Annotated in this window: 25 protein-coding genes; 14 read left to right on the top strand and 11 right to left on the bottom strand. The window is 69.6% G+C overall.

The features are described 5' to 3' along the window. Positions 1 to 54 precede the first annotated feature (54 nt). Positions 55 to 654 (top strand): DUF305 domain-containing protein, encoded by a 600-nt coding sequence (locus B0293_RS10770; RefSeq protein ID WP_005156336.1) that lies wholly within the window; start codon positions 55 to 57, stop codon positions 652 to 654. Here B0293_RS10770 and B0293_RS10765 read toward each other — a convergent pair. The 6 genes from B0293_RS10765 to B0293_RS10740 form a co-directional block, all read right to left on the bottom strand. After that, positions 631 to 1,602 (bottom strand): EamA family transporter, encoded by a 972-nt coding sequence (locus B0293_RS10765; protein WP_005156339.1) that lies wholly within the window; start codon positions 1,600 to 1,602, stop codon positions 631 to 633. The genes B0293_RS10770 and B0293_RS10765 overlap by 24 nt on opposite strands. A 157-nt stretch (positions 1,603 to 1,759) precedes the next feature. Beyond that, positions 1,760 to 2,314: a hypothetical protein gene (locus tag B0293_RS10760; RefSeq protein ID WP_039917632.1), complete on the bottom strand. Its 555-nt coding sequence runs from the start codon at positions 2,312 to 2,314 to the stop codon at positions 1,760 to 1,762. Positions 2,315 to 2,382: 68 nt separating this feature from the next. Beyond that, positions 2,383 to 3,921, bottom strand: coding sequence for an alpha/beta hydrolase (locus B0293_RS10755; protein ID WP_005156346.1), 1,539 nt, complete (start codon positions 3,919 to 3,921; stop codon positions 2,383 to 2,385). Then, entirely contained in the window at positions 3,921 to 4,211 is a 291-nt protein-coding gene (locus tag B0293_RS10750; protein WP_005156349.1) for a hypothetical protein, read from the bottom strand. Before B0293_RS10750 ends, B0293_RS10755 begins: the two co-directional genes overlap by 1 nt. A gap of 70 nt (positions 4,212 to 4,281) precedes the next feature. Further along, entirely contained in the window at positions 4,282 to 4,896 is a 615-nt protein-coding gene (gene wrbA / locus B0293_RS10745; protein WP_005156357.1) for an NAD(P)H:quinone oxidoreductase, read from the bottom strand. A 49-nt stretch (positions 4,897 to 4,945) separates the two neighbouring features. Further along, entirely contained in the window at positions 4,946 to 5,755 is an 810-nt protein-coding gene (locus B0293_RS10740) for a lysophospholipid acyltransferase family protein (RefSeq protein WP_005156358.1), read from the bottom strand. Positions 5,756 to 6,053: 298 nt separating this feature from the next. On the opposite strand from B0293_RS10740, the gene B0293_RS10735 reads away from it, so the two are divergent. From B0293_RS10735 to B0293_RS10720, 4 genes are all read left to right on the top strand, one after another. Further along, positions 6,054 to 8,381 carry an FtsK/SpoIIIE family DNA translocase gene (locus B0293_RS10735; protein ID WP_005156359.1) on the top strand — a complete coding sequence of 776 codons (2,328 nt, stop codon included), beginning with the start codon at positions 6,054 to 6,056 and terminating at the stop codon, positions 8,379 to 8,381. Positions 8,382 to 8,465: 84 nt separating this feature from the next. Next, positions 8,466 to 9,701, top strand: a complete 1,236-nt coding sequence (locus tag B0293_RS10730) for an AAA family ATPase (RefSeq protein WP_005156360.1) — start codon at positions 8,466 to 8,468, stop codon at positions 9,699 to 9,701. Beyond that, on the top strand, positions 9,670 to 10,272 hold the full coding sequence (locus tag B0293_RS10725) for an RloB family protein (RefSeq protein ID WP_005156361.1): 603 nt from the start codon (positions 9,670 to 9,672) through the stop codon (positions 10,270 to 10,272). Before B0293_RS10730 ends, B0293_RS10725 begins: the two co-directional genes overlap by 32 nt. A 43-nt stretch (positions 10,273 to 10,315) precedes the next feature. Further along, positions 10,316 to 10,810: a hypothetical protein gene (locus tag B0293_RS10720; RefSeq protein WP_005156362.1), complete on the top strand. Its 495-nt coding sequence runs from the start codon at positions 10,316 to 10,318 to the stop codon at positions 10,808 to 10,810. 160 nt (positions 10,811 to 10,970) lie between these two features. Here the strand turns inward: B0293_RS10720 and B0293_RS10715 are convergent, their stop codons facing one another. Together B0293_RS10715 and B0293_RS10710 are read right to left on the bottom strand one after the other, a co-directional pair. After that, the gene (locus B0293_RS10715; RefSeq protein WP_005156363.1) at positions 10,971 to 11,612 is read right to left on the bottom strand and encodes a nitroreductase family protein; all 642 of its coding nucleotides are present in this window, start codon (positions 11,610 to 11,612) and stop codon (positions 10,971 to 10,973) included. A 10-nt stretch (positions 11,613 to 11,622) separates the two neighbouring features. Further along, a complete protein-coding gene (locus tag B0293_RS10710) occupies positions 11,623 to 12,468 on the bottom strand; it encodes an alpha/beta fold hydrolase (protein WP_005156364.1) in 846 nt (281 codons plus the stop codon). A 58-nt stretch (positions 12,469 to 12,526) separates the two neighbouring features. Between B0293_RS10710 and B0293_RS10705 the strand changes: the two genes are divergently transcribed. Beyond that, entirely contained in the window at positions 12,527 to 13,060 is a 534-nt protein-coding gene (locus B0293_RS10705; RefSeq protein ID WP_005156366.1) for a CGNR zinc finger domain-containing protein, read from the top strand. A gap of 268 nt (positions 13,061 to 13,328) precedes the next feature. On the opposite strand, the gene B0293_RS10700 is transcribed toward B0293_RS10705, so the two are convergent. Then, complete coding sequence (locus B0293_RS10700) at positions 13,329 to 13,856, bottom strand: amino-acid N-acetyltransferase (RefSeq protein WP_005156367.1); 528 nt, start codon at positions 13,854 to 13,856, stop codon at positions 13,329 to 13,331. A gap of 88 nt (positions 13,857 to 13,944) precedes the next feature. On the opposite strand from B0293_RS10700, the gene rimO reads away from it, so the two are divergent. From rimO to B0293_RS10680, 4 genes are all read left to right on the top strand, one after another. After that, the gene (gene rimO, locus B0293_RS10695; RefSeq protein WP_005156368.1) at positions 13,945 to 15,393 is read left to right on the top strand and encodes a 30S ribosomal protein S12 methylthiotransferase RimO; all 1,449 of its coding nucleotides are present in this window, start codon (positions 13,945 to 13,947) and stop codon (positions 15,391 to 15,393) included. Next, positions 15,390 to 16,031, top strand: coding sequence for a CDP-diacylglycerol--glycerol-3-phosphate 3-phosphatidyltransferase (gene pgsA / locus B0293_RS10690; protein ID WP_005156369.1), 642 nt, complete (start codon positions 15,390 to 15,392; stop codon positions 16,029 to 16,031). Before rimO ends, pgsA begins: the two co-directional genes overlap by 4 nt. After that, entirely contained in the window at positions 16,028 to 16,489 is a 462-nt protein-coding gene (locus tag B0293_RS10685; protein ID WP_039917635.1) for a CinA family protein, read from the top strand. The genes pgsA and B0293_RS10685 overlap by 4 nt, the downstream gene beginning before the upstream one ends. 101 nt (positions 16,490 to 16,590) lie before the next feature. Beyond that, positions 16,591 to 17,037 (top strand): helix-turn-helix domain-containing protein, encoded by a 447-nt coding sequence (locus B0293_RS10680; protein ID WP_039917637.1) that lies wholly within the window; start codon positions 16,591 to 16,593, stop codon positions 17,035 to 17,037. A gap of 60 nt (positions 17,038 to 17,097) precedes the next feature. On the opposite strand, the gene B0293_RS10675 is transcribed toward B0293_RS10680, so the two are convergent. Next, entirely contained in the window at positions 17,098 to 17,583 is a 486-nt protein-coding gene (locus B0293_RS10675; RefSeq protein WP_005156380.1) for a carboxymuconolactone decarboxylase family protein, read from the bottom strand. Between the two features lie 170 nt (positions 17,584 to 17,753). Between B0293_RS10675 and B0293_RS10670 the strand changes: the two genes are divergently transcribed. The 4 genes from B0293_RS10670 to B0293_RS10655 all read left to right on the top strand — a co-directional run bounded on the left by B0293_RS10670 (position 17,754) and on the right by B0293_RS10655 (position 22,748). Beyond that, the gene (locus tag B0293_RS10670; RefSeq protein WP_005156383.1) at positions 17,754 to 18,635 is read left to right on the top strand and encodes an RNA polymerase sigma-70 factor; all 882 of its coding nucleotides are present in this window, start codon (positions 17,754 to 17,756) and stop codon (positions 18,633 to 18,635) included. 220 nt (positions 18,636 to 18,855) lie between these two features. Beyond that, the gene (locus B0293_RS10665; RefSeq protein WP_020637705.1) at positions 18,856 to 19,698 is read left to right on the top strand and encodes a PspA/IM30 family protein; all 843 of its coding nucleotides are present in this window, start codon (positions 18,856 to 18,858) and stop codon (positions 19,696 to 19,698) included. Between the two features lie 70 nt (positions 19,699 to 19,768). Beyond that, positions 19,769 to 20,749, top strand: a complete 981-nt coding sequence (gene pspM / locus B0293_RS10660) for a phage shock envelope stress response protein PspM (protein ID WP_005156390.1) — start codon at positions 19,769 to 19,771, stop codon at positions 20,747 to 20,749. 364 nt (positions 20,750 to 21,113) lie between these two features. Continuing rightward, positions 21,114 to 22,748, top strand: a complete 1,635-nt coding sequence (locus B0293_RS10655; RefSeq protein WP_005156393.1) for an amidase family protein — start codon at positions 21,114 to 21,116, stop codon at positions 22,746 to 22,748. On the opposite strand, the gene B0293_RS10650 is transcribed toward B0293_RS10655, so the two are convergent. Next, positions 22,708 to 23,757, bottom strand: a complete 1,050-nt coding sequence (locus B0293_RS10650; RefSeq protein ID WP_005156395.1) for a quinone-dependent dihydroorotate dehydrogenase — start codon at positions 23,755 to 23,757, stop codon at positions 22,708 to 22,710. The two genes, B0293_RS10655 and B0293_RS10650, sit on opposite strands and share 41 nt — an antisense overlap. Positions 23,758 to 23,760: the final 3 nt, after the last annotated feature.

Genomic DNA, 23,760 nt, shown 5'->3' with positions numbered 1-23,760 from the left:
AAGTGGACTCTGCGAACCTATGTCCCTCCACCGCGCGTTCCGAGGAGCTCTTCGATGCCGCACGCCGTCCTCCGATCCCTGCCCGTCGCTCTGGCCACCGCCTTGGCCGCCGTCGTGCTCGCGGGCTGTTCGGACGAGGCACCCCAGTCGCAGACGGCGCCTCCCGGGACGTCACCCGTGGCACAGCAGGCGGCGGTTCCGTTCAACGACGCCGACCTCACGTTCGCGAGGCAGGCCCTCGCGCATCACCAGCAGGGCGTGGATCTGGCTTCACTGGCGGAAACCCGCGCGGGGAACGACCGGCTGAAGGTGCTCGCGAAGCGGATCATCGACACGCACGAGCCGGAGATCGCGCGGCTGTCCGGGCTCATCGAGTCCTGGGCCCAGCCCGCGCCGGACGACCCGAACATGGAGCACGTCCAGCGCGACGGGTACATCGGCCCGGAGGACATGGCGGACCTGGCCGGACTGTCCGGAAAGGACTTCGACCGTCAGTTCGTCACCCGGCTGCTGCGCCAGCGCGAGGCGGGCGTCCGCATCGCCGACGCCGAAACCCAGCACGGCCGCAACCCCGACGCCCGCGATCTCGCCGCGACGACCTCGCGGTCGCAGCAGCAGGAGATCAGCGACCTACGGGGCCTCCAGAACGGTTGAGTCCGTCTGGACCACGTTCGTGGTCAACTGGACGATGTACGCGCCGGTCAGCAGCACGACCGCGCCCGCGGCCTGAACCCAGCTGAGCGCCTCGCCGAGCAGCAGCCACGCCGCGGCGGCGGCGATCAACGGCTCCACCAGCCCCACCACGCTCGCCACCGACGCCGGGAGATGACGCAGCGCCGCCATCCCCGTCGCGTAGGCGAGGACGGTCGCGATCAGCACCAGCGCGACCAGCAGCGACCACACCGGCGGCTGCCACGGCCCGAACGCCGTCGCTTCGCCGAGGACGCCCCACGGAATCGTCCACGGCGGGGCGACCGCGCAGACCAGGACCGCGCCGATCGTCATCCCCCAGGTGACCATGCCGAGCGGATCCCGGTCCGCGACGCCGCGTTCCCCGAGCAGGAAGTAGCCGGCCGAACAGACGGCCGCGCCCAGCCCGGCGATCAGCCCGACGACGTCCAGGCTGAGGCCTTCCCAGACCTGCGCGACCAGCACGAGCCCCGTCATCGCGAGCGCGATCCCCGCCCACATCGCCTTCGGCAACCGCACCCGCCTTACGAACCGCACCCACAGCGCGATCAGCACCGGTGAGGTGAACTCGAGCAGGATCGCGATCCCGACCGGGATCCGGCCCGCCGCGAGGAAGTACATGAGCTGGACGCCGGCCACGCCGAGCGAGCCGTATGCCAGCAGCAACGGCCACTCGCGCTTCGTCACCCTGAGCAGCTTCGGCCGGAAGACCGCGACCAGACCGAGGAGCACGAGCGCCGACAGCCCGATGCGGATCGCCGCCACCTGCTCCGGCGACAGTCCCGCCTGCATCGCCGGTTTGCCCAGCACGCCTGAGGTTCCGAAGAACAGCGCGGCGAGCAGGATCAGCGTGATGCCCCGTCCGCGATGCGCGACGTGGTGCGTGGGGGCGGCGGCGAGTTCGGCGGTCACGGCCGGAGGGTAGAGGCCGATTACCTGCCGGTCGACCGCTTTTCCCAGCAGCTGGGTCCCGCGCGGGGTGGTCGTGAGTGGTAAGTGTCGTTAGAACGCGACTTACCACTCACGACCCACGTGACGGACACGGTCTGGCGCCCGTCCGAGTCCGGGGTCAGTAGGAGGTGCCGCCGTCGGTCCAGTCGGTCTGGGCGAAGTCCTCGTCGTCGACGGGGGCGCGACGCGGCTTGCGCGCCGGTTCCGGTTCGGGCTCCGGGGGAGCGGCGATCTGCTGCTCGGGCTCCTCGGCTTCGAGCGCCTGGGGTTCGGGGGTGCCGTTCGGCCAGACGCAGGGTGAGGTCGCGCCGACGTAGAACTTGCCGAGATCGTTCGCCTTGATCGACATGTCGAAGGCGTCACCGGTATTGCGTGCGAAGACGTACTGATCCGTCGGCCGGGAGTCGGTGAGGACCTTGAACTCGTGCGACTCCCACCACTGGATGACCGCCGTGAAGTTCTCGGGGAAGTGCGCCGGGTCCAGGCCGGTGATCTCGTAGGTCGCGGAGATCTCGAACCTGCCCTGCGGCCCCTTGTCGGTCGGGTCCGTGCACTCCGAACGGTTGCGTGTGAACGGTTTCAGCTCGGCAGCGGCGGGCAACGCCGACAGCGCGCCCTGGATGTACTGCTCGACCTTGTCGCGAGCCTGCTGTTCGGTGATCGTCGCTTTCATGTCGTCTCCAGATGAACAGGCCGCCGAGAACATCAGCAGGGCGAGGGTCGAGGCAAGTGCCCGGCGCTTCACGTCGTCGGTTTCCCGGCGATGATCTGGCCGAGGTTGTTCAACGACGGGTTGTTGTCTTCCCAGTATTCGCTGTGCGCCTCCGTGCTGTACCCGCCCCACCCGTCCGTGCCCGGCGCCGACGTGAACACCTGCCCGCCGAAGTCCGCGTCGGTCGGATCCTGCCCGAGGATCGGGTCGTATCCGGCGATCTCGACGTTGGCCAGATTGATCATGTCGTGTTCGGCCACCGTCGCGTGCACGTGCTTGCCGGTCTCGCCCGGATCCACCCCATCGAGGTGCAGCTCGCTCACGTCGTGCGCGCCGACGCCGGGGCTCGCGACGAAGACGAGTTCGTCCGCGGCGAGACCGCCGTCGCCGGCCGCGTGCCCGACGACGGTGGTGCCGTAACTGTGGCCCATCACCGTGTTGTGCGACGGCGGTCCTTGGTGCGTTTCCCTCAGCCCGTCTTGGAATCCGGCGAGTGCCGCCTTGCCGCCGTCGGCGTACTTGGCGCTCGCGGCGTCGGTGATCTCGTTCGGCGCGTCGTAGCCGAGCCAGGTGATCACGGCGGTCGACGGGGAGCCCGAGGTCGTCGCCGCGGCCCACATCTTGTCGGAACGGTTGAGATCGCCGCCGATCTTCGACAGCTCCGAACCCGTCCCCGGCACATACGTCGCGACATTCACCGCCGTGTCGGGATTCCCCGCCGAAACGATCGCCTTCCCGTCGCCGCCGGTGTCCAGCCCCAGCAGGAACGCCTGCGGGTCCGATCGGTCCAGCCGCTGCTGGATGGCTTCCAGGCCCCTGAGCTTGGGATCACCCTGGAGCCGCGCGATCTCGCGGGCGAGGACGGCGCGGTTGGCGGCGTCGCGGTCGGTCGCCGGGATGCCGTCGAGATTGCCGACGAGTCCCGGATTTCCTTGCAGCAGAGCGACTTTCGCCGTGTCCGACAGGCTCGCCCACCACGCCTTGTTGTCGCCGGGGGAGCCGTTCTCCGGCGGGCCGATGATCGACAGGCCGCTTTGCGCGGCTCCGGCGTCCGCCGCCTGCGCGAGGGTGCTGCCACCCTGCTCGGTGATCTCACCGTGTAGGGCCCGCCGCATGATGTCGGCGAAGTCGGCGTCGACGTCGGTGGCGCGGCGCAGAAGCTGCTCGATCCGGTCGGCGAGCTCCGCCTTCACGCGAGGCTGATCCGGCCGCGCGGGACCACTCGAAAGCGCGATCCCGCCACCGGCGTCGATGACCAGGCCGTGCCGGGAAGCGAGTTCGTCGGTCTCCCGCACGAACGCGACGATCCGGTCCAGCGCGATCTGCACCTCGTGCGCGCCCCGCCGGACCGCGGACGCCTCGGCGACGAGCCGCTCCAAAGTGGAGGTCAGCGATCCGCCCCGCGTCGACGCGGCGGTGGCTGCGTCTCCGGACCAGTCCGTGAAGCGGGCCATGGCTTCGACATCGTCGTTCGCGGCGATGATCCGAGTGCAGCCGTCGTTGAGCGCGTCGGCCACCCGGCCGATCGCGGCCGGATCCCACCGGCGCACCTCGCCCCACGTGAGCATCAGACGGGAAGTTCCCGGGACGCCGCCTGCTCGTTCGAGCGGTAGCGGACGGCCGCTTCGTCGAGCCGCGCGGCGTAGTCCGACGTGTTCGCCACCCAGCCCGGCACCGCACGGCCCCAGGCGTCCGCGAGCAGCCGGGCCGCTTCACCCGACACGCCACCCGGCAACCCGGCCGCGACGTCGGCGAGCGTGGCCGCGAGGTCCACCTTCCCGACGTCGTCCGAAGCCCGTTTCGCCGCGCCTGACGCGGCGCCGATCGCCTCCAGGACCACCTCGTACCCGCCGGCCATCCCGCTTCCTCCCCGTGGAGTGACGCTGTGTGACCACCCTACGACGCGAGAGACGGACGCGCGGTTCCCTTCACCCGTCCTTGAAAAGACCGGCGGCGATGTAGCGCGAGACGGTGGCGAGCCGTCGGCCTTGCAGACGGAGCGCGTCCAGGGCCAGGTCGTCGGGTTCGGCGGATTTGCGCGACACGAACGAGCCGCCGTACGGATTGCCCGACTCGAGCAGGTGCGGATCGGTGTAGCCGAGCGGCAGGACGATGGCGCCCCAGTGATAGAAGATGTTGTTGGTCGCCAGCACCGTCGATTCGAGCCCGCCGTGCGCGGTGGACGCGGTGGTGAACGACGTCGCGACCTTGTTCACCAGCTTTCCCTTGGCCCACAGGCCGCCGGTGCTGTCCAAAAAGGACTTCAGCTGGGCGGCGGGGCCGCCGAAGCGGGTCGGGCTCCCGGCGGCGAAACCGTCGGCCCACTCCAGGTCTTCCAGCGTCGCTGTCTCGTGGTGCGGCCCGGCGTCCACCCACGCCTGCCAGCGTGGATTGCTCGCCACCGCGCCGGGCGGCGCGGTTTCGGGAACCGTGCGGACGCGGACGTCGGCTTCGGCCTCGCGAGCGCCGTCGGCCAGCGCCGACGCCAGTTTCGCGGTGTTGCCTGTCGCGCTGTAGTAGACGACGAGGATGCGGGTGCTCACGTCCGCCGACCTTAGGCGAGCGTGAGCACCCGTCCCATGATCCGGAACGTCAGTGCTTCTTCCAGGGGCTGACCGTGTCCGTCGGCCGCGTCGGGTCATGGAAACGCGGCTTGTCCAGTTCGTCGCGGCGCAACGGGACCATGCTGTCGGTGATCGCCTGCATGATCTTGGCGTGCGCGCGGACCCCGGCACCCGGGCGCTCCGGTTCGACGTCCGAGAGGTCCACCGGGTCGCCGAAGTGCACCTTGAACCGGGGACGCCGCATGGGCGCGCTCAGCCCGGACTTGGCGAGCGGCAGCAGGTCGGCGGGTCCGTTGACGGTCTCCGTGCCCCAGTAGACGGCTTCGTGCGCACCCCACTGGCTGATCGGGATCACCGGGACGCCCGCCGCCAGCGCGAGCCGCGCGGCGCCGGTCTTGCCCCGCTCCGGCCAGAGCCCGGGGTCGTGGCTGATCCGGCCCTCGGGGTACACGATCAGCGGGTCGCGGGTGGTCCGCAGCGCCTCGGCGGCTTCGGCGAACTGCCCGATGGCCGTCGAAGCCTCTTTGCGGTCGACCCGAAGGTGACCGCTGACGCGCAGCGCGGGGCCGATGACCGGCGCGTCGAGGATGCCGCCCGCCAGCATGAACCGCGGGTTGATGCCGATCCGCTTGCAGGCGGCCATCAGCACGAACGCGTCGAACACGCCGATGTGGTTGGCGGTCATGAGCAGGGGCTTCCGGCGCAGTTCGGCCGAAACACCGCCGGTCACGGTGAGCTTGCCGACGAGGTTGACCAGCCCCCGGTCGATGTTCAGCATCGTGCGCCAGATCGCGGGGGCGCGGCGAGCCGAATTCTCATCCTGATGCAGCGCGAACATGGGGCAGAGCATGTCATGAACCCCTTTTCACCCGGATGGCCGCTCAAGCTGTGACCTGAGACGAATGTTCCGGATGTGCTCCGAGTGGCAGCCGGGGCTGGAGGGTCGAGGCGGTTACCGTGGAGGCATGGCTAGCGGGTCGACGACCAGGAAGCGGAGTACGGCGCGAAGCGGCGGCAGCAAGGGGCCGGCGCGAAAGCCGCGTACCCCGGCGAAGCCCAGGTCAACGGCTGCGAGGAAGCCCGCTCCACGGCGTCCGGCGCCCCGAAAGAAGTCGTCCGGCACGTTCGCCAAAGGGGTGCGCGGCACCTGGAACCTGCTCGCGAAGGGCCTCGGGACCCTGGCGCGGACAGTCGGCCGCGGCCGCGAACTCGAACCCGAACACCGCCGCGACGGTCTCGCGCTCGGCCTGATCGCGCTGGCGCTGGTCATCGCGTTCGGCGTCTGGTGGCGAGCCGCGGGCCCGATCGGCGGCTGGGTCGAGGTCGGCACCCGCTCGCTGCTGGGAGCCGGTGCGGTCACGCTGCCGCTCGTGCTCACCGTCGTCGCCGTCGCGTTGATGCGTTCGGAACCGGTGCCGGAGGCCCGGCCGCGGATGGTCATCGGCACCATCCTGGTCGTCCTGGCCGTCCTCGGCCTGCTGCACATCTTCACCGCGCTGCCCGAGACCAACGACGGCCGGATGTACGCCGGCGGGGTGATCGGCGCGTTCTCCGGCGGCCTGCTGACGATGGGCGTCACGACGTGGGTCGCCATTCCGCTGCTGGTGCTGGCTCTGCTGTTCGGCACGCTCGTGTTCACCGGGACCCCGGTCCGGGAGATCCCGCACCGGCTGCGCAACTGGGGCCTCGACCCCGAAGAGATCGAAGAGGCCGAGGCCGAGCGCCAGGCCATCCACGACGAACGCAACGCCGTCACCGAAGCCGACCCGAAGTCGGTCCGCCTGCGGAAGCCGTCGCGGCGCCGCCAGGCTTCGGGCGACCAGGAAGGCGAGCAACTCGACATCGAGGCCGCGCTGGCCGAAGCGCCGACGCCGCTGCGTCCGCCGAAGCCCGCACCCAAGCCCGTTGAAGAGAAGAAGCCGAAGAAGGCCGAGGCGCCGCTGGCGGTCACCAGGACCGTCGAGGGCGACTACAAGCTGCCGCCGCCGGATCTGCTGAAGCTCGGCGACGCGCCGAAGTCCCGCAGCAAGGCCAACGACGCCATGATCGAGGCGATCACCGGCGTGCTGGAGCAGTTCAACGTCGACGCGCAGGTCACCGGCTTCACGCGGGGCCCGACGGTCACCCGGTACGAGGTCGAACTCGGCCCGGGTGTGAAGGTCGAGAAGATCACCGCGCTGACCAAGAACATCGCCTACGCGGTGGCGACCGACAACGTCCGGCTGCTGGCGCCGATCCCCGGCAAATCCGCGGTCGGCATCGAAGTGCCGAACTCCGACCGCGAGATGGTGCGCCTCGGCGACGTGCTGCGCGCGCCGTCGACGGTCAAGGACAACCACCCGATGGTCATCGGGCTCGGCAAGGACATCGAAGGCCACTTCGTCACCGCGAACCTGACGAAGATGCCGCACTTGCTGGTGGCGGGGTCCACCGGTTCCGGTAAGTCGAGCTTCGTGAACTCGATGTTGGTGTCGCTGCTCGCGCGGTCGACGCCGGACGAGTGCCGGATGATCCTGATCGACCCGAAGATGGTCGAGCTGACCCCGTACGAGGGCATCCCGCACCTGATCACGCCCATCATCACCCAGCCGAAGAAGGCCGCCGCCGCGCTGGCCTGGCTGGTGGAGGAGATGGAGCAGCGGTACCAGGACATGCAGGTCAACAAGGTCCGGCACATCGACGACTACAACAAGAAGGTGCGCTCGGGCGAGATCACCGCGCCGCCGGGCAGCGAGCGCGTGTACGCGCCGTACCCGTACATCATGGCGATCGTCGACGAGCTCGCCGACCTGATGATGACCGCCCCGCGTGACGTCGAGGACGCGATCGTCCGGATCACCCAGAAGGCGCGTGCCGCCGGTATCCACCTGGTCCTGGCGACCCAGCGCCCGTCCGTCGACGTCGTGACCGGCCTGATCAAGACCAACGTGCCGTCGCGGCTGGCGTTCGCGACCTCCTCGCTCACCGACTCGCGGGTCATCCTCGACCAGCCCGGCGCGGAGAAGCTCATCGGTATGGGTGACGCCCTCTACCTGCCGATGGGTGCCGGGAAACCGGTCCGCATCCAGGGCGCCTTCGTCGGAGACGAAGAGATCGCCGCGGTGGTGAACTTCGCCAAGGAGCAAGCGCAGCCGGACTATCAGGACGGCGTCACCGCGGCGAAGGCGGGCGAGAAGAAGGAGATCGACTCCGACATCGGAGACGACCTCGACGTGCTCTTGCAGGCCGCCGAGCTGATCGTCACTTCGCAGTTCGGTTCGACGTCGATGCTGCAGCGGAAGCTGCGGGTCGGCTTCGCCAAGGCCGGACGCCTGATGGACCTGCTGGAGAGCCGCGGTGTCGTCGGCCCGTCCGAGGGTTCGAAGGCGCGGGACGTGCTGATCAAGCCGGAGGAGCTGGAGTCGGTGCTGTTCATGATCCGCGGTGGCGGGGACGCGAACGGCGGCGATCTCTCCGACGACTGAACCTGCCCTGGATGATGCTTCAGGCCGTTCTGTGCGGTTTACTGGCACGGAACGGCCTGAAACTTTGCCAGGGAGGTGGTCAGGATGCTCCGAAGCTTCCGGTTGGGCAACCATCGTTCGTTCCGCGACGAGCAGGAGCTGCTCCTGATGCCCGCGATGCCGGGGGACGAGCGTGCGGCGGTTCCGGTGGCCGCGATCTACGGGGCGAACGCCTCCGGGAAGTCGAACCTGATCGACGGGCTCGCGTTCATGCGCATGGCAGTGCTCGCGTCCGGTTCTCTCGGGACGGCTGGACGCCCGTACTTCCGGCTCGGCGACACCGGCGCGGTGCGACCGTCGACCTACGTGATCGAACTCCTCGCCGAGGGAGTTCGCTACACCTACGGATTCAGTGTCGACGGCGAGGCGCTTCGTGAGGAGTGGCTGTACGCCTATCCCGAGAAGCGTCGACGCGTGATCTTCGAGCGGAGCCAGGGTTCTTTCAGGTTCGGCTCCACGTCCTCGGATCTGAAGGGCAAGTTCGCCGCCCTGGAGGAGCTGATCCGAGACGACGTGCTTCTTCTGAACTTCTGTTCGCGGCTTGAGCTCGGCCCGTTGATGCCCGTGTACCGGTGGTTCGCGCAGGGACTGCGCATCCGGCTCCATGAGGACCAGTGGTCGACGCATCAGGTGGAAGGCCGAGTAGGAGATTTCCTGAACAGGGACGAGCGCAACGCCAGGCGACTGCTGTCGCTGTTGTCGGCCGCGGATGTCGGAATCACGGACGTCGCCGCGGAGCGGCTCGACGAGCCCGCGAGTGGCGGATTCCATTCCTACGCGACGTTGCGGACCCCGGCGAGACCCGCGCGCAACAGACAGCGTTGGCGACTCAGCTTTCGCCACGGCGACGCCGACAACCCTTTCGAGCTGCATGACGAGTCGGCGGGAACAAGGAACTGGCTCGGGCTCATTCCGACTGTGATCGACGTGCTCGATGACGGGCGCGTGCTCGTGGTGGACGAAATCGACGCCAGCTTGCATCCGATGCTCACCGCGAAGCTCGCTTCGCTTTTCCAGTCCGAAGAGACCAATCCCCACGGCGCCCAGCTCATCTTCACCACGCACGACACGAGCCTCTTGGGCACCATGCTCGGTGACAATGTGCTGGACCGGGACCAGATCTGGTTCGTCGACAAGAACGCCGAAGGCGCCAGCGAGCTTTACCCGCTCACGGACTTCAAACCGCGCAAAGACCAGAACACCGAACGGCGTTATCTCGCCGGTGCCTACGGGGCTGTGCCGGTGCTGGGTGACTTCGCCGAGGCAGTGCTGGGCAGATGACCCGCCGGGAGAACAGCGGCCGGAGCGGCCGGCTTTTCGAGAGCAACGGACGTCGGTTCTCGTCGTCTGCGGCGCCGAGGCCACGGAGCCCTCGTACTTCGAAGGGCTCAAACGGGCTCGTCGCAACCCCGCCATCACGATCAAGATCAAAGCGAAGCGTGGCGACCCGGAAGCCGTGGTCAAGTACGCGGCGGGGATGCGCGACCGCGCGGAAGGAACGCACGACGAGGTGTGGTGCGTGGTCGACGTCGACGAGTTCGACCTCGACAAGGCGGCCGCGACCGCGCGCAGGCTCGGCATCGATCTGGCGATCTCGAATCCTTGCTTCGAGTTCTGGTTGCTACTGCACTTCGAGGCGTGTTCGGCGCCGTTGACGTGCTATGGCGACGTGGCGAAACGCCTGGTCAAGCATGTTCCAGGCTTCAGTAAGTCGGCGTTGCGGTTCGCGGACTACGAGAGCGGGATCGGATCCGCGGTCGAGCGCGCGAAGAAACACGGCGTCGAGCTGGGTTCCGAGCACGGCCGCAACCCATCCACCGGCGTCTGGGCCCTGGTCGAAAAGATCACCTGAGAACCGATGCAACGGACCGGAGCCTCCGTTACGTCCTGACTCCGTGGACCCCAAGAAGCTGCTCGTCGTCCTCTGCGCCCTGGTCGGCCTCGCCTGCGGAGCCGGCAGCTCGGCCGCGCGTGAACAACCCGCGGCGGACCAGCCCACGGTGACCCAGCCGACGCTGGTCCAGCCCGCGCCGGCGCAGCAGCCGGTCCCCAAGCCGCAAGAGAAGCCCAAAGGCACCGTCGAGCTGGGGGAGACCGTCGTCCTCAAGGTCGGTGACACGACCGAGGTCGCGTCGAAGGACGTCAGCATCCGCTTCGCTCGCCTGGTGTCCGATTCCCGTTGCCCTCAGGGCACGGTCTGCGTCTGGGAAGGGGAGGCCGTGATCGAGCTGACCCTGGCCGAACCGGGACGCGGGGAGCGGACGACGGCGGAAGTCGCCTCCACCGGCCGGAGCGGCAAGCAGTCCGTCGAGTTCGCCGCCTGCCGGGTGGACCTGGTCGCCGTGAGTTCGGGGGGCGACCAGGTCACCCTGCGGGTGTCCAAGGCTTAGGCGCTGTCCTGCAAGTCATGTTCGCGGTCTTCGCGCCCAGGCGGTCCCTGACGGCACGGACGGATGCGGCCGAGTACGACCCGGTACGAGGCCGATCCGCCCGCACCGCCAGGAACCACCTGGATCACGAAGCCCATCGAACAGACTTGCAGGACAGCACCTAAAGCGCGTTCCCCCAGCCATCGAGGTACGCGACCTCCGACAGCGGCACGCGCGACGCGGGTTTGAAGTCCGGCACCGTCGTGTAGGCGACCGGCAGCAGCCCGACCTGCGTGACGTCGGCGGGGATGCCGAGGATTTCGGCCGCCTCCGCTTCGTGTGTCAGGTGATACGTCGTGAGCGTCGAGCCGAGGCCCCGCGACCGCAGCGCCAGCTGGAAGTTCCACACCGCGGGGAAGATCCCGCCGTAGAACGCGGCATCGGTCGCGTTGTCGCCGCTCGGCCTGCCGGTCAGGCACGGGATGACGTACACCGGGACCCGGTCGATCACGTCGATCAGGTGCTGCCCCGAAGCGAACGCCCGCGCCACGGAAGGCTCGTCGATCGCCTTGCCGAGCGCGGCCGCGTTCGTTTCCAGGTACGCCTTCCCGACCCGCCGGAACAGCTCGGACAGCTGGTCCTTCACCCCTTGATCCCGGACGACGAGCCAGCGCCACGCCTGCTGGTTGCCCGGTGTGGGCGCCTGCAACGCGAGCCGCAGGCACTCTTCGAGCACCTCGGGTTCCACCGGCCGGTCCAGGTCGAGCTTGCGGCGGACCGCCCGCGTCGTGCTGAGCAGGTGATCGGTGACCGAGGTGTCCATGTGCCGCCTTTCAGTGATGCGCCGCCAGGAAGCGGTCGATCAGCTCGCTGATCGGTTCGAGATCCTCTTCCAGCGCGAAATGCCCGGTGTCGAAGAGATGAACCTCCGCCGAGGGAACATCATTCCGGAACGCTTCGGCTCCCGCCGGGATGAAGAACGGGTCGTTGCGGCCCCACACGGCGAGCACGGGCGGCTGCGCTTCCCGCAGCCACGCCTGGAACTTCGGGTACTCGGGCGGGTTGTTCCGGTAGTCCCAGAACAGGTCGATCATCGCCTCCGCGCGGCCGGGGCGTTCGAGGAAGTACTGGTCCAGCAGGTAGTTCGCGGGATCGATGGCCTCGGGATCGCGAGCGCCGGTGTACTGGTACCGGATCTGTGCCGGGTCGAGGATCGCTTCGAACCCGCGCCGCGCCTCGGTTTCGTCCGTCAGGGACGGGAAGTCCGGCATCGCGGGCCCGAGTCCCTCGACGTAGGCGTTGCCGTTCTGCGTGATCAGCGCGGTGATCTGGGACGGCCGCGAGACCGCCAGCCGCAGCCCCGTCGGGGCGCCGAAATCGAAGACGTAGAGCGCGTACCGGCGCAGCTCCAGCGCGTCGACGAACTCGCCGACCACCTCCGCCAGCCGGTCGAAGGTGAACTCGAAACCCTCGGGCGTGACGGTCTCGCCGAACCCGGGCAGGTCCGGCGCGACGAGCCGCCACCGTCCGGCGAGACGGCGCATCAGCCGCGTGAACTGGTGCGACGACGTCGGGAAGCCGTGCAGCAGGAGCAACACGGGCGTGCCGGGATCGCCGGCCTCGCGGTAGAAGACCTCGACGTCGCCGAGTACGACGGAACGGTGCCGGATGGTCGTCATGAACACTCCCTAATGGTTAGAACTGTCTTGAACCATTAGTACCTGATAGTGTCAAGGCATGCTCGACCTCGACTCGCTCCCCGGTGACGATCTCGCGGTGAACCTCGCCGACACCGTCATGCTGGCCGTCTCGCCGTCGATCGATCTGCTCGACGACGGCCATGCCAGGTTCTGGGCGACTCAGGCGTCCCTGCTGCCCGAAGGCGCCCGGCCGCCCTCGGCCGAGCAGACGCGGAGGCTGCGGTCGGCGGTGCGGGAGGTGCTGGAGGCGGCCGTGGCCAAGCGGGAGCCCGAGGCGTGGGCGGTCGAGCGGGTCAACGCCGCCGCGGCCGCGGTGCCGACCAGCCCGCGGTTGACCGCCGACGGTGCCGAGATGTCCTGGCACGGCGAGGACGGTGGAGAGATCGCCCTCGCCGCCGTCGCGGTGGCCGCGATCGACCTCGTGTCCGGGCCGCGCGCCGCTCAGCTGCGGCGATGCGGCGCGCACGACTGCTCGATGCTGTTCGTGGCCGCCAACAGCAGGCGGGTCTGGTGCACGCCGTCGCTGTGCGGCAACCGGGTGCGGGTCGCCCGCCACGCGAAGAAGGGCTGAAGGCTCCCTTCACCGGTGCCTGGGTGTCCCCAATGTCGCGTTAGGGGCGCCGAGCGTCTCAAATGCGACATTGGGAACCCCAGCTGCGGAATCATTAGGGCAGCTGGGCGGGGAAGGTGTCCGCTAGGCGCGTGTTCGCGGTCTGGGCCGGTCCGCATGTCCTGGTGTCCCCAATGTGGCATTGGAGACGCTCAACGTCCCCAATGCCACATTGGGGACACCCGGATACCCAGCCGCGCAGCAGCTAAGCGGCGAAGGCGCCCATCAGCTAGAACTCCAGCAGCATCCGGCTGTTGCCCAGGGTGTTCGGCTTCACGTACGGCAGGTCGAGGAACTCCGCGACGCCCGGGTCGGCCGAGCGCCGCATCTCCTCGTAGACCTCTTGGGTGACCGGCGTGCCGTCGATCTCGACGAAGCCGTGCCTGGCGAAGAAGTGGGTCTCGAAGGTCAGCACGAACAGCCGTTTCAGCCCGATCTCGCGGGCGAAGCCGATCAGCTGGGCGACCAGCGCGTGCCCGATCCCGCGGCCTCGCGAGTCCTTGTCGACCGCGATGGTGCGCAGCTCGGCGATGTCCTCCCACAGCACGTGGAGCGCGCCGCAGCCGAGCACGTCGTCACCGTCCTCGACCACCCAGAACTCCTGGACGTTCTCGTAGAGGGTGACGAGGTCCTTCTCCAGCAGCACGGTCCCCGCGTCGGAGTCGACCAGCGCCTTGATCTTGCGGACGTCCGCGATCCGGGCCCGGCGGACGGTGGGACGGCGGCGAAGGAGAGGGTCTGACGGCACATCCACCATTAAGCCATCCGCGCGGCCGCGACCGGTCGAGGGCTCGCCCGAGCGAGCGATCGCCGACCCGGCGAACAGGCCAGCTACCCTAAGGCACGTGCCTTCTCCCACCACTGATCCTGTCGCCACTCGCCGCGTGTCCTTGCTGACCCTCGGTTGCGCCCGCAACGAGGTCGATTCCGAGGAACTCGCCGGACGGCTGGCGGCGGGCGGCTGGGAGCTCGCCGCCGAGCCCGAGGATTCCGACGTCGTGGTCGTCAACACCTGCGGCTTCGTCGAGTCCGCCAAGAAGGATTCGGTCGACACCCTGCTCGCGGCGTCCGACACGGGCAAGAAGGTCGTCGCCGTCGGCTGCATGGCCGAGCGCTACGGCAACGAGCTGGCCGAGAGCCTGCCCGAGGCCGACGCGGTCCTCGGTTTCGATCACTACGCCGACCTCGCCGAGCGTCTGGACGACGTCGTGGCGGGCCGGAAGGTCGAGTCCCACACGCCGTCCGACCGCCGCAAGCTTCTGCCGATCAGCCCGGTCCAGCGGCCGACGGCCGCCGAGTCGGTCGAGGTGCCGGGGCACGCGCAGCACGGCTGGGGCCCGCGTGTGCTGCGGACACGGCTCGACACCTCCCCGGTGGCCGCGCTGAAGATCGCCTCCGGCTGTGACCGCCGCTGCTCGTTCTGCGCGATCCCGTCGTTCCGCGGCTCCTTCGTGTCGCGGCAGCCGGACGAGATCGTCGCCGAGGCGATGTGGCTCGCGGAGAACGGCGTCAAGGAGGTCTTCCTCGTCTCGGAGAACTCCACCTCCTACGGCAAGGACTTCGGCCGCGACGGCGCCCGCGCGCTGGAACTGCTGGTCCCGCGCCTGGCCGAGGTGCCCGGCATCGAACGCGTCCGCGTCTCCTACCTGCAGCCCGCCGAGACGCGCCCCGGCCTGGTCAAGGCCATCGCGACCACGCCGGGCGTCGCCGACTACTTCGACCTCTCCTTCCAGCACTCCAGCGAGACCGTGCTGCGCCGCATGCGCCGCTTCGGGTCCACGGACTCGTTCCTCGCGCTGTGCGACCAGATCCGCGAGTTCTCGCCCGGCGCCGGCATCCGCACCAACGTCATCGTCGGGTTCCCGGGCGAGACCGAAGAGGACGTCGCCGAGCTGGAGCGCTTCCTGACCGGCGCGCGCCTGGACGCGGTGGGCGTCTTCGGCTACTCGGACGAGGACGGCACCGAGGCCGAGACCTTCGACGGCAAACTCGACGAGTCCGTGGTGAACGAGCGGGTCGCGCGGATCTCGGCGCTGGTCGAGGAGCTGACCTCGCAGCGGGCCGAGGACCGCATCGGGGACTTCGTCGACGTCCTGATCGAGCAGGCCGAGGACGGCGAGGACCCGATCGGCCGCGCCGCCCACCAGGCCCCCGAGGTCGACGGTGAATGTGTCCTGATCGAGACGGACGACCTGCCCGCGCTGGCGGTGGGGGACTTCGTGCGCTGTGAGGTCGTCGACTCCGAGGGTGTCGACCTGATCGTGCGGCCCGCGCCGCCCGAGGCCGACCGGTGAATGCCGCCCCGAGCGACGCCGGGGCCGGTGAGGGGACGGGCGGTGAGCACGCCCGGGTACCCGAGGCCACCCCGGTCCCGACCCTGAACCTGGCGAACCTGCTCACGATGTCGCGGCTGGTGCTGGTGCCGCTGTTCGTGATGGCGCTGTTCACCGGCGACGGGGCGGACACCTTCTGGCGCGCGATCGCGACCGCGCTGTTCGCGATCGCGTCGTTCACCGACCAGGTCGACGGCTGGGTCGCGCGCAAGTACGGGCTGATCACCGACTTCGGCAAGATCGCCGACCCGATCGCGGACAAGGCGCTGATCGGCGCCGCGCTGGTCGGGCTGAGCGTGCTCGGCGAACTGGGCTGGTGGGTCACCATCGTCATCGCGGTCCGCGAGATCGGCGTGACGCTGCTGCGGTTCTGGGTGATCCGGCACGGCGTCATCCCGGCCAGCCGGGGCGGCAAGGCCAAGACGCTCGCGCAGATCGCGGCCATCACCGCGTACCTGCTGCCGTTGCCCGGGTCCGCCGAGCCGGTGCGCTGGGTGCTGATGGGGCTCGCGCTCGTGCTGACCGTCGTGACCGGCCTCGACTACGTCGTGCGTGCGGTGCGGCTGCGCTCGGCCGGAAGGCGTGCCGCGGGCGCATGAACGCTGAGACCTTGATCACTCACCTGATCGAGCGAGGGGAGACGGTGGCGGCGGCCGAGTCGCTGACCGCCGGGCTGGTCTGCGCGACGCTGACCGAGGTCCCCGGATCGAGTGCCGCCGTCCGGGGCGGGCTGATCGTCTACGCCACCGACCTCAAGGCGTCGCTCGCCGGGGTCGACGCGGACCTCCTCGCCGCGCACGGCGCCGTCCATCCCGAGGTCGCGGCACAGTTGGCCGCGGGTGCCGGTGAGCGGTGCGGTGCCACCTGGGGTCTCGGCCTGACCGGAGTCGCGGGCCCGGCCGGACAGGACGGCGTGGCACCCGGCACCGTCCACGTCGGGCTCGCCGGGCCGGACGTGCTCACCGTCCGTACGCTGCGGTTGAGCGGTGATCGAGCCTCGGTCAGGGACGGCGCGGTCCGCGGCGCGTTCGCCCTGCTGGGGGAACATCTCGCATGATCGCCGCGTTCGCCCTTGGCGTATTGCCGTGTCAACCCCTGCGCCCGGGGCGCCGCTCTGGGTAACGTAGGGGGTAGTCAGTCCTGGAAGGGAGGCGCGTGATGACCGTGCTGTTGCGCGAGGCGATCGGCGACCGGCTCCGACACGCCCGCACGAACCAGCGTCGAACGCTGCGGGACATCTCCCGCGCCGCCAGGGTGAGCCTCGGTTACCTTTCCGAGGTCGAGCGCGGGCAGAAGGAGGCGTCCAGCGAGCTGCTGGCGTCCATTTGCGAGGCCCTGGACCTTCCGCTGGGCGAACTCCTGCACAAGGTCGCGGCGGACGTCTCGGCGATGGACAACGTCGAGGTCGCCCCGGTGGACGAGAAGGTCGAAGCGGGCAAGCGGCGCGCTCCGGAGCGGGAAAGCGCCGAAGCGGGCCTCGAGGGCGGTCACCTGGTGTCCGAGCTGATCGGCAACGACCTGGCCGACCTGCGGATCTCGCCGCCGCCGCGGATGAGCCCCGCCCTGCGGACGACGATCTCCGCCCCGAAGATGGTCGCCGCCTAGCAAAGCTCCGAACGGGAAAGGCCCCAGGCGAATCGCCTGGGGCCTCTCTCGTACGCCGGGTCAGCTCGCGGCACTGTCGAACGTGCCCGCCTGGTAGGAGCCGCCCTTGGTGTGCGTGATGACGAGCAGCCGGTTGGCGGCGTTGATCATCGCGACCAGGTAGATCAGCGCGGCGAGCTGATCGTCGTCGTAGTGCTCGCGCACCAGTGCCCAGGTTTCGTCCGAGACGCCCTGGTGCGCGTCGGCGAGGCGGCTGCCTTCCTCCGCGAAGGCCAGCGCGGCCTGCTCGGCCTCGGTGAACACGGTCGACTCGCGCCAGGCGGCGACCAGGTTGACGCGGACCGCGGGTTCGCCGGCGGCCGCCAGGTCCTTGGCGTGGGCGTCGACGCAGTAGCCGCAGCCGTTGAGCTGGCTGGCCCGCAGCGACACCAGCTCCTGGGTGATCTTCGGCAGCGTCGACCCCTTGATGGCCACGCTCACGTTCGCGAAGCGCTTGCCGAGCTTGGCGCCGAGGTCGTTGCTGTTCAGATCGAAACGGGAATCCATGATCTCGTCCTCATTCGTGGTCGTCTGCTGAAGCGAACGACCACCAGATGCCGGTGACCGGGGCACGCTGACAGCGCGAGGACGTGACGTGCGCCACGTCGTGAAAGTGTCAGAAACCGGCGCGGTCCGGCGTCCGGTGAGGGACCCGTCCACGGAAAGAGGAGCCGTCCATGCCCGACCCCGCCACGGAGGCGTTCCTCGACCATCGCAATCTGCTCTTCACCGTCGCCTACGAGATGCTCGGCTCGGCCGCCGACGCGGAGGACGTCCTCCAGGAGACCTGGCTGCGCTGGTCGGGCGTCGATCTCGCCATCGTGGAAAACCCGCGGGCGTACCTCGTCCGCGTCACGACCCGGCAGGCGCTCGGCAGGCTGCGCACGCTCGGCCGTCGCAAGGAGTCCTACGTCGGCCCCTGGCTGCCGGAACCGCTGCTCACCACCCCCGACGTGGCCGACGACGTGGAGCTGGCCGACAGCGTCTCGATGGCGATGCTACTGGTGCTGGAGACCCTCACCCCGACCGAACGCGCGGTGTTCGTGCTGCGCGAGGTGTTCGACGTGGCCTACGGCGAGATCGCCGAAGCCGTCGGCAAGACCCCGGCGGCGGTCCATCAGATCGCCCACCGGGCCCGGGCACACGTCGCCGCCCGCCGGCCGCGGGGCGCCGCGTCCCCCGGCGAGACCCGGGACGTGCTCGACGCCTTCCACCGGGCCGTCCGGACGGGGGACCTGCAGGGACTGCTCGACGTCCTCGCGCCCGACGTCGTCTTCCTCGGCGACGGCGGGGGAGTGGTGCAGGCCGTGCTGGAACCCGTGGTGGGGGCCGCGCTGGTCGCGCCGCTGCTCGCCGGGAGCCGCCCGGCCCGCGACGACACCGCGACGATGCGGACGGTGCAGGTCAACGGCCACCCCGCGCTGATCCTCCGGCTCGGCGGCGAGGTCGACACCGTCATCGCGCTGCGCGTCGACGACGGCCTCATCACCGGGCTCTACGCCGTGCGCAACCCCGAGAAGTTGTCACGCATGGAAGAGGAGACCGCTCTGCGCCGCTGACTCCGGCCGTTTTCACCCAGGGTCACCGGCCGGTGAACCCGAAAGGTCGCGGACATCACAGTCAGGGGGATCCCTGAATTCCGTCGGGGTCGCCTGGAACGCGGGACGCCGACCTGACACGATGGAACTCAACGCCGGGGTCGGGACGTTGCAACATCAAAGAGGGGACGCCCCACCTCGAGGTAACAGCCCGTGGGATGCGAGAAGGCAGGCGGAGGAGATGGCCAACCCGTTCGTGAAGTTCTGGAAGTACATGATGGCGGCGTTCTCGTCGAAGATCGACGAGCACGCCGACCCGAAGGTACAGATCCAGCAGGCCATCGAGGAGGCGCAGCGCAACCACCAGGCGCTGACCCAGCAGGCCGCCTCGGTGATCGGTAACCAGCGTCAGCTGGAGATGAAGCTGAACCGCCAGCTCGGTGACGTGGAGAAGCTGCAGGCTTCGACCCGCCAGGCGCTGGTGCTCGCCGACGAGGCGCGTGCCAAGGGCGATGAGCAGAAGGCGACCGAGTTCGAGAACGCGGCGGAGAGCTTCGCCGCGCAGCTCGTCACCGCCGAGCAGAGCATCGAGGACTTGAAGACCCTGCACGACCAGTCGCTTCAGGCGGCGGAGCAGGCGAAGAAGGCCGTCGAGCGCAACGCGACCATGCTGCAGCAGAAGCTGGCCGAGCGCACCAAGCTGCTCTCGCAGCTGGAGCAGGCGAAGATGCAGGAGCAGGTCTCCGCTTCGCTGAACCAGATGAGCCAGCTGGCCGCGCCGGGCAACACCCCGTCGCTGGAGGACGTTCGCGACAAGATCGAGAAGCGCTACACCACGGCGCTGGGCTCGGCCGAACTCGCACAGAACTCCGTCCAGGGCCGGATGATGGAGGTCCAGGCCTCCACGACGCAGCTCGCGGGACACTCGCGGCTGGAGCAGATCCGCGCGTCCATGAAGGGTGACTCCGTCGCTCAGGTGACCGACGGCAAGACCGCCGCCGCGCCGAAGGCGTCGAGCGGCGCGGACATCCAGCGTGAGATCCAGGCACGGGTTCAGGCCGAACAGGGCAAGAACCCCGCCTGACACACCTTGAGCCGGTCCCGTACCCCTCACGGGTACGGGACCGGTCTCACCGAACAGAGGGGCGAGGGCAATGGGGCAGGGCAGGCGCAAGGACTTCGGGGAGTTCACCGCCAAGCTTGAGAAGCACATCGAGAAGCTGCCCGACTACGCCCAACGCGCGCAGGAGAAGCTCCAGCGCTACATCCCGCCCTCCGAGCAGGGCTCCTCTCCGCGACCGGCTCAGCCGTCGAGGCCGCGTCCCCCGATGCCGCAGATGCCGCCCATGCCGAAGATCTCGCAGCAGCTGACGTCGATGGCGTCGGGGCAGATCCCGGTGGTCGCCGAGGCGAAGGCCAAGTGGGCCCGCTGGAACGAGCCCGCGGCCAAATTGGAGAGACAGAAGCGCCGCACTTCCCGTGCGCTGACCTTCTGGATCCTCCTCACTATCCTTTGTGGACTGTACGCGTTCGTCGCAGGCGCCGGCCTGCTGAAGGCGGGCGAGGTCGAAGTCCTCCAGGCCATCGCGGGCGGCGCGTTCGCCGTCATCTTCGGCACGTTCGGGGTCAAGTCCGGACTGCGGCTGCGGACGCTCAAGCGCACCGTGCTGCCTGCCGCGCCCGCCGCCCCGCCGCCGCTTCCCCCGGCGCGATCCGTCGCGCGGGAGCCGATGGAGCGCCTCGCCGAGAGCGAGGCTTCGCTGACGGAGCTGCTTCGCCAGCTTTCGCAGCCGACGTCGCTCGGCACCATGCCGGTCTCGGAGATCGCCGTCGCGGACGCCCGGACCACCGCCGCCGAGGCGGCACAGGCCCTGCGCGGGCTCGCGGGCCGGATCCAGGCCATCGAACGCGGCCGCGACGCCGCGCCCGAACGGGAACGCGGCGCCCTCGACGCCGCCATCAAGCAACTGCGCGAGCAGCTCGACGACGGCCTCGACGGCTACGGCGGTCTCGTCGCGGCCGCCGGGCACACCGTCGCCGCCAGCTCGGACGGCATGACGTCGTCCAAGGAATCGCTCTCCGACGCGACCGACAAGCTCGCCGGCCTCGCGATGGCCCTGCGCGAACTCTCCTGAGCCATGGAAAAGGGCGCCGGGAGCGACTGGGCCAGGGTGGTCGTGAGTGGTAAGTGACGTTCTAACGTCACTTACCACTCACGACCACCTGAGCAGGCGCTTTCCTGGACCATCGTCTCATTCGTCGTCGCTAATACTCCATTGCGTAACGACTTGCTCACTGTGTGATACCGAAACGCTCGCGTAACCCGAAACCGCTGGTTACGGCAACTCGCGATGCCTAACGTTTCCCTCATGCACGCAGTGCTTCTCCCAGCTCGGGCCTGAACCCAGCCCGCGTGAGCGGGCGTCCCAGGGTGGCGGACCGGACACAGTGGATCTCGCGCAGTGGTCTTTCTCGTCCCCACCGAGGAAAGGACGCCCAGTGACGACGCTCCCCCCGGAACCAGAGCCGATCCCCGCACCGCCTCCCAGTGCCTACCAACGCGCAATCGCCGCCTACGACCGGATCGCCGAGGTCGACCGGCCCGACGTCTGGATCGCCCTCCGTCCCGTGGAAGACGCCCTCGTGGAGGCGAAGGCGGTCGATGAACGGGTTCGCGCGGGCGCGGACCTGCCGCTCGCCGGAACCCTGGTGGCGGTCGCCGACGTCGTCGACGTCGCCGGTCTCCCCGGGACGGGCGACGAGGTCGGCTGCGTCAGCGCCACGGCCGTGTCGCGGCTGACCGCGGCCGGGGCGGTGGTGATCGGCAAGACCAACTGCGACCGGTTCGGCGCGGACCTCGAACACACCCGCAGCCCGTACGGCGTCGTGAGCGCCGCGCTGAACACCGCCCGGGTCTCCGGGAGCGCGAGCAGCGGCGCGGCCGTCGCCGTCGCGCTCGGCCTCGTCGATCTGGCGGTCGGCACGGACACGGCGGGCGCGGGCCGGGTTCCCGCGTCGCTCAACGGGATCGTCGGGTTGAAACCGACGCTCGGCCTCGTGCCCAAGACGGGTGTCGCGCCGTGCGGCGGAATCGCCGTGTTCGCGCGCAGTCTCACGCTCGGCCAGCGGGCGCTCGGGTTGATGACCGGTCCCGACGAGGCCGACCCGCTCGCGCGTGACTGGCCTCCGGACGTCCGGCTGTCGGCGGGGGATCGGCCGAAGGTGGCGATCCCGGGCTCCGGAACGCTCACCGGACTGTCCTTGCAGTCCCGCTCCTCCTTCCTCGGAGCGGTTTCCGCGCTGCGGGCGTCCGGTGCGCTCGTCGAGACGGTCGAGGTCTCGGCACTGTTGTCGGTGGGCGAACTGATCCACGACGACGGCTTCACCGCCGACAGGCAGCGCGTCGCCGAGGCCGGGATGCTCGCGCTCCGGATGCTGTCCGAGTACGACGCGCTGGTCCTCCCCACCGTCGCGGACCATCCCGAGGTCTCCGAGGCGCTGTCCGATCCGGACGGTGTCGCGAAACGGCTGGAGCGGTTCACGGCGTTCGTCAACCTGCTCGACCTCGCCGCGGTCACGGTGCCGTCGTCGCCGTCGGATCTCGGGCCGTACGGGGTGTCGGTGGTGGTGCGGCCGTTCGACGACCAGGTCGCCATCGACCTCGCCGCCGTGCTCACCGACGAGCAGGCCGATTTCCCTTACCCCGCACCGGGTGCGGATCTCGTCGTGTTCGGCGCGCATCTGCGCGGGCAGCCGTTGAACGAGCGGCTGGTCACCGCGGGGGCGCGGTTCACCGGGCTGGTCCAGACCGCCGAGGGCTATCGGATGCTGTTACTGCCCACCGATCCACCCCAGCCGGGCGTGGTGCCGGTGAGCGCCACCGGCGAGCACACGATGCTTTCGGGTGAACGCTGGCGGCTCTCACCCGCCGCGCTCGGAGCCTTCGCGGCCACGCTGCCCACCCCGTTCGTGCTGGGCCGGATCCGCCTGGAGAACGGGGACACCCCGCTGGCCGTCCTCTGTGACCAGGCGGCCACGGCGACCGCGACGGAGCTGACGCGCTACCAATGCTGGCGGGCCTACCTGCGGTTCGTCAGTACGGCCGGGCCGCGAGACCTCGGGCGACCCGCTTGACCAGACCGGGACCGTGCAAGGCGAAACCGGTGTAGAGCTGGACCAGACCGGCGCCGGCGTCGAGCATCCGGGCGGCGGCGCCGGCGTCGAAGATCCCGCCGACGCCGATGATCGGCAGCTTGCCGCCGGTCTCGTCGTGCACGAACCGCACCACTTCGACCGAGCGCGCGGTGAGCGGGCGGCCGGAAAGCCCGCCCGCCTGCTCGCCGACACCGGCCTCGGGCGGCGCGATCCCTTCGCGGGACAACGTCGTGTTGGTCGCGATCAGCCCGGAGACACCGTGGTCGAGGCAGACCTCCAGCAGTTCCGCGAGCGCTTCGTCGGTGAGGTCGGGGGCGACCTTCACCAGCACCGGCGTCGGGTTCGCGTCGCCCGCGAGTTCGGCCGAGGTCTTGCGGAGTTCCGAGAGCAGTTCCGCCAGCGCGGACTTGTCCTGCAACGCCCGCAGTCCCGGCGTGTTCGGCGAACTGACGTTGATCGCGAAGTAGTCGGCGTACGGGTACAGCGCCCGCAGCGAGAACCGGTAGTCCTCGACGGCCTCGTCGAGCGGCGTCACCTTGGACTTGCCGATGCTGACCCCGAGCGGCACCGGCGGCTTTCCGCCGGCGGCGAGGCGGGCGGCGAGCGCTTCCGCGCCTTCGTTGTTGAAGCCCATCCGGTTGATCACCGCGTCGGTCTCGGCGAGGGTGAACAGCCGCGGCTTGTCGTTGCCCGGCTGCGGATGCCGGGTGACCGTGCCGACCTCGACGAAGCCGAAGCCGAGCGCGGGCCACGCGTGCAGCGCGCGGCCGTTCTTGTCCATCCCGGCGGCGAGGCCGACCCGGTTCGGGAACCGGAGACCGAGGAAGGTGACCGGATCGTCCGTCCGGTAGACGCGGCCGAGCGCGGCGAGCGCGGGGGAGACCCGGCTCAGCCTGGCGAGCGTGCCGATGGTGCGTTCGTGCACGGTTTCGGGGTCGCTGCCGGAGACCCGGTAGAGAGCGGGGCGGACGATCTTGTCGAAGAGCACGGC

Origin of the sequence: Amycolatopsis azurea DSM 43854, assembly GCF_001995215.1 — a bacterium.
Taxonomy (GTDB): Bacteria; Actinomycetota; Actinomycetes; order Mycobacteriales; family Pseudonocardiaceae; genus Amycolatopsis; species Amycolatopsis azurea.
Note: the sequence above shows the minus strand (reverse complement) of the source record. Positions and strands in the feature narration are given on the sequence as shown.

Coding starts and splice junctions, on each gene's coding strand:
- B0293_RS10710 (WP_005156364.1), bottom strand. CDS start 12,468: ATGACGACCATCCGGCACCGTTCCGTCGTACTCGGCGACGTCGAGGTC.
- B0293_RS10700 (WP_005156367.1), bottom strand. CDS start 13,856: ATGGTGGATGTGCCGTCAGACCCTCTCCTTCGCCGCCGTCCCACCGTC.
- B0293_RS10755 (WP_005156346.1), bottom strand. CDS start 3,921: ATGCTCACGTGGGGCGAGGTGCGCCGGTGGGATCCGGCCGCGATCGGC.
- B0293_RS10730 (WP_005156360.1), top strand. CDS start 8,466: ATGCTCCGAAGCTTCCGGTTGGGCAACCATCGTTCGTTCCGCGACGAG.
- B0293_RS10760 (WP_039917632.1), bottom strand. CDS start 2,314: ATGAAAGCGACGATCACCGAACAGCAGGCTCGCGACAAGGTCGAGCAG.
- B0293_RS10665 (WP_020637705.1), top strand. CDS start 18,856: ATGGCCAACCCGTTCGTGAAGTTCTGGAAGTACATGATGGCGGCGTTC.
- B0293_RS10770 (WP_005156336.1), top strand. CDS start 55: ATGCCGCACGCCGTCCTCCGATCCCTGCCCGTCGCTCTGGCCACCGCC.
- B0293_RS10680 (WP_039917637.1), top strand. CDS start 16,591: ATGACCGTGCTGTTGCGCGAGGCGATCGGCGACCGGCTCCGACACGCC.
- B0293_RS10715 (WP_005156363.1), bottom strand. CDS start 11,612: ATGGACACCTCGGTCACCGATCACCTGCTCAGCACGACGCGGGCGGTC.
- B0293_RS10685 (WP_039917635.1), top strand. CDS start 16,028: ATGAACGCTGAGACCTTGATCACTCACCTGATCGAGCGAGGGGAGACG.
- B0293_RS10740 (WP_005156358.1), bottom strand. CDS start 5,755: ATGTTCGCGCTGCATCAGGATGAGAATTCGGCTCGCCGCGCCCCCGCG.
- B0293_RS10670 (WP_005156383.1), top strand. CDS start 17,754: ATGCCCGACCCCGCCACGGAGGCGTTCCTCGACCATCGCAATCTGCTC.
- B0293_RS10675 (WP_005156380.1), bottom strand. CDS start 17,583: ATGGATTCCCGTTTCGATCTGAACAGCAACGACCTCGGCGCCAAGCTC.
- B0293_RS10705 (WP_005156366.1), top strand. CDS start 12,527: ATGCTCGACCTCGACTCGCTCCCCGGTGACGATCTCGCGGTGAACCTC.
- pspM (WP_005156390.1), top strand. CDS start 19,769: ATGGGGCAGGGCAGGCGCAAGGACTTCGGGGAGTTCACCGCCAAGCTT.
- B0293_RS10750 (WP_005156349.1), bottom strand. CDS start 4,211: ATGGCCGGCGGGTACGAGGTGGTCCTGGAGGCGATCGGCGCCGCGTCA.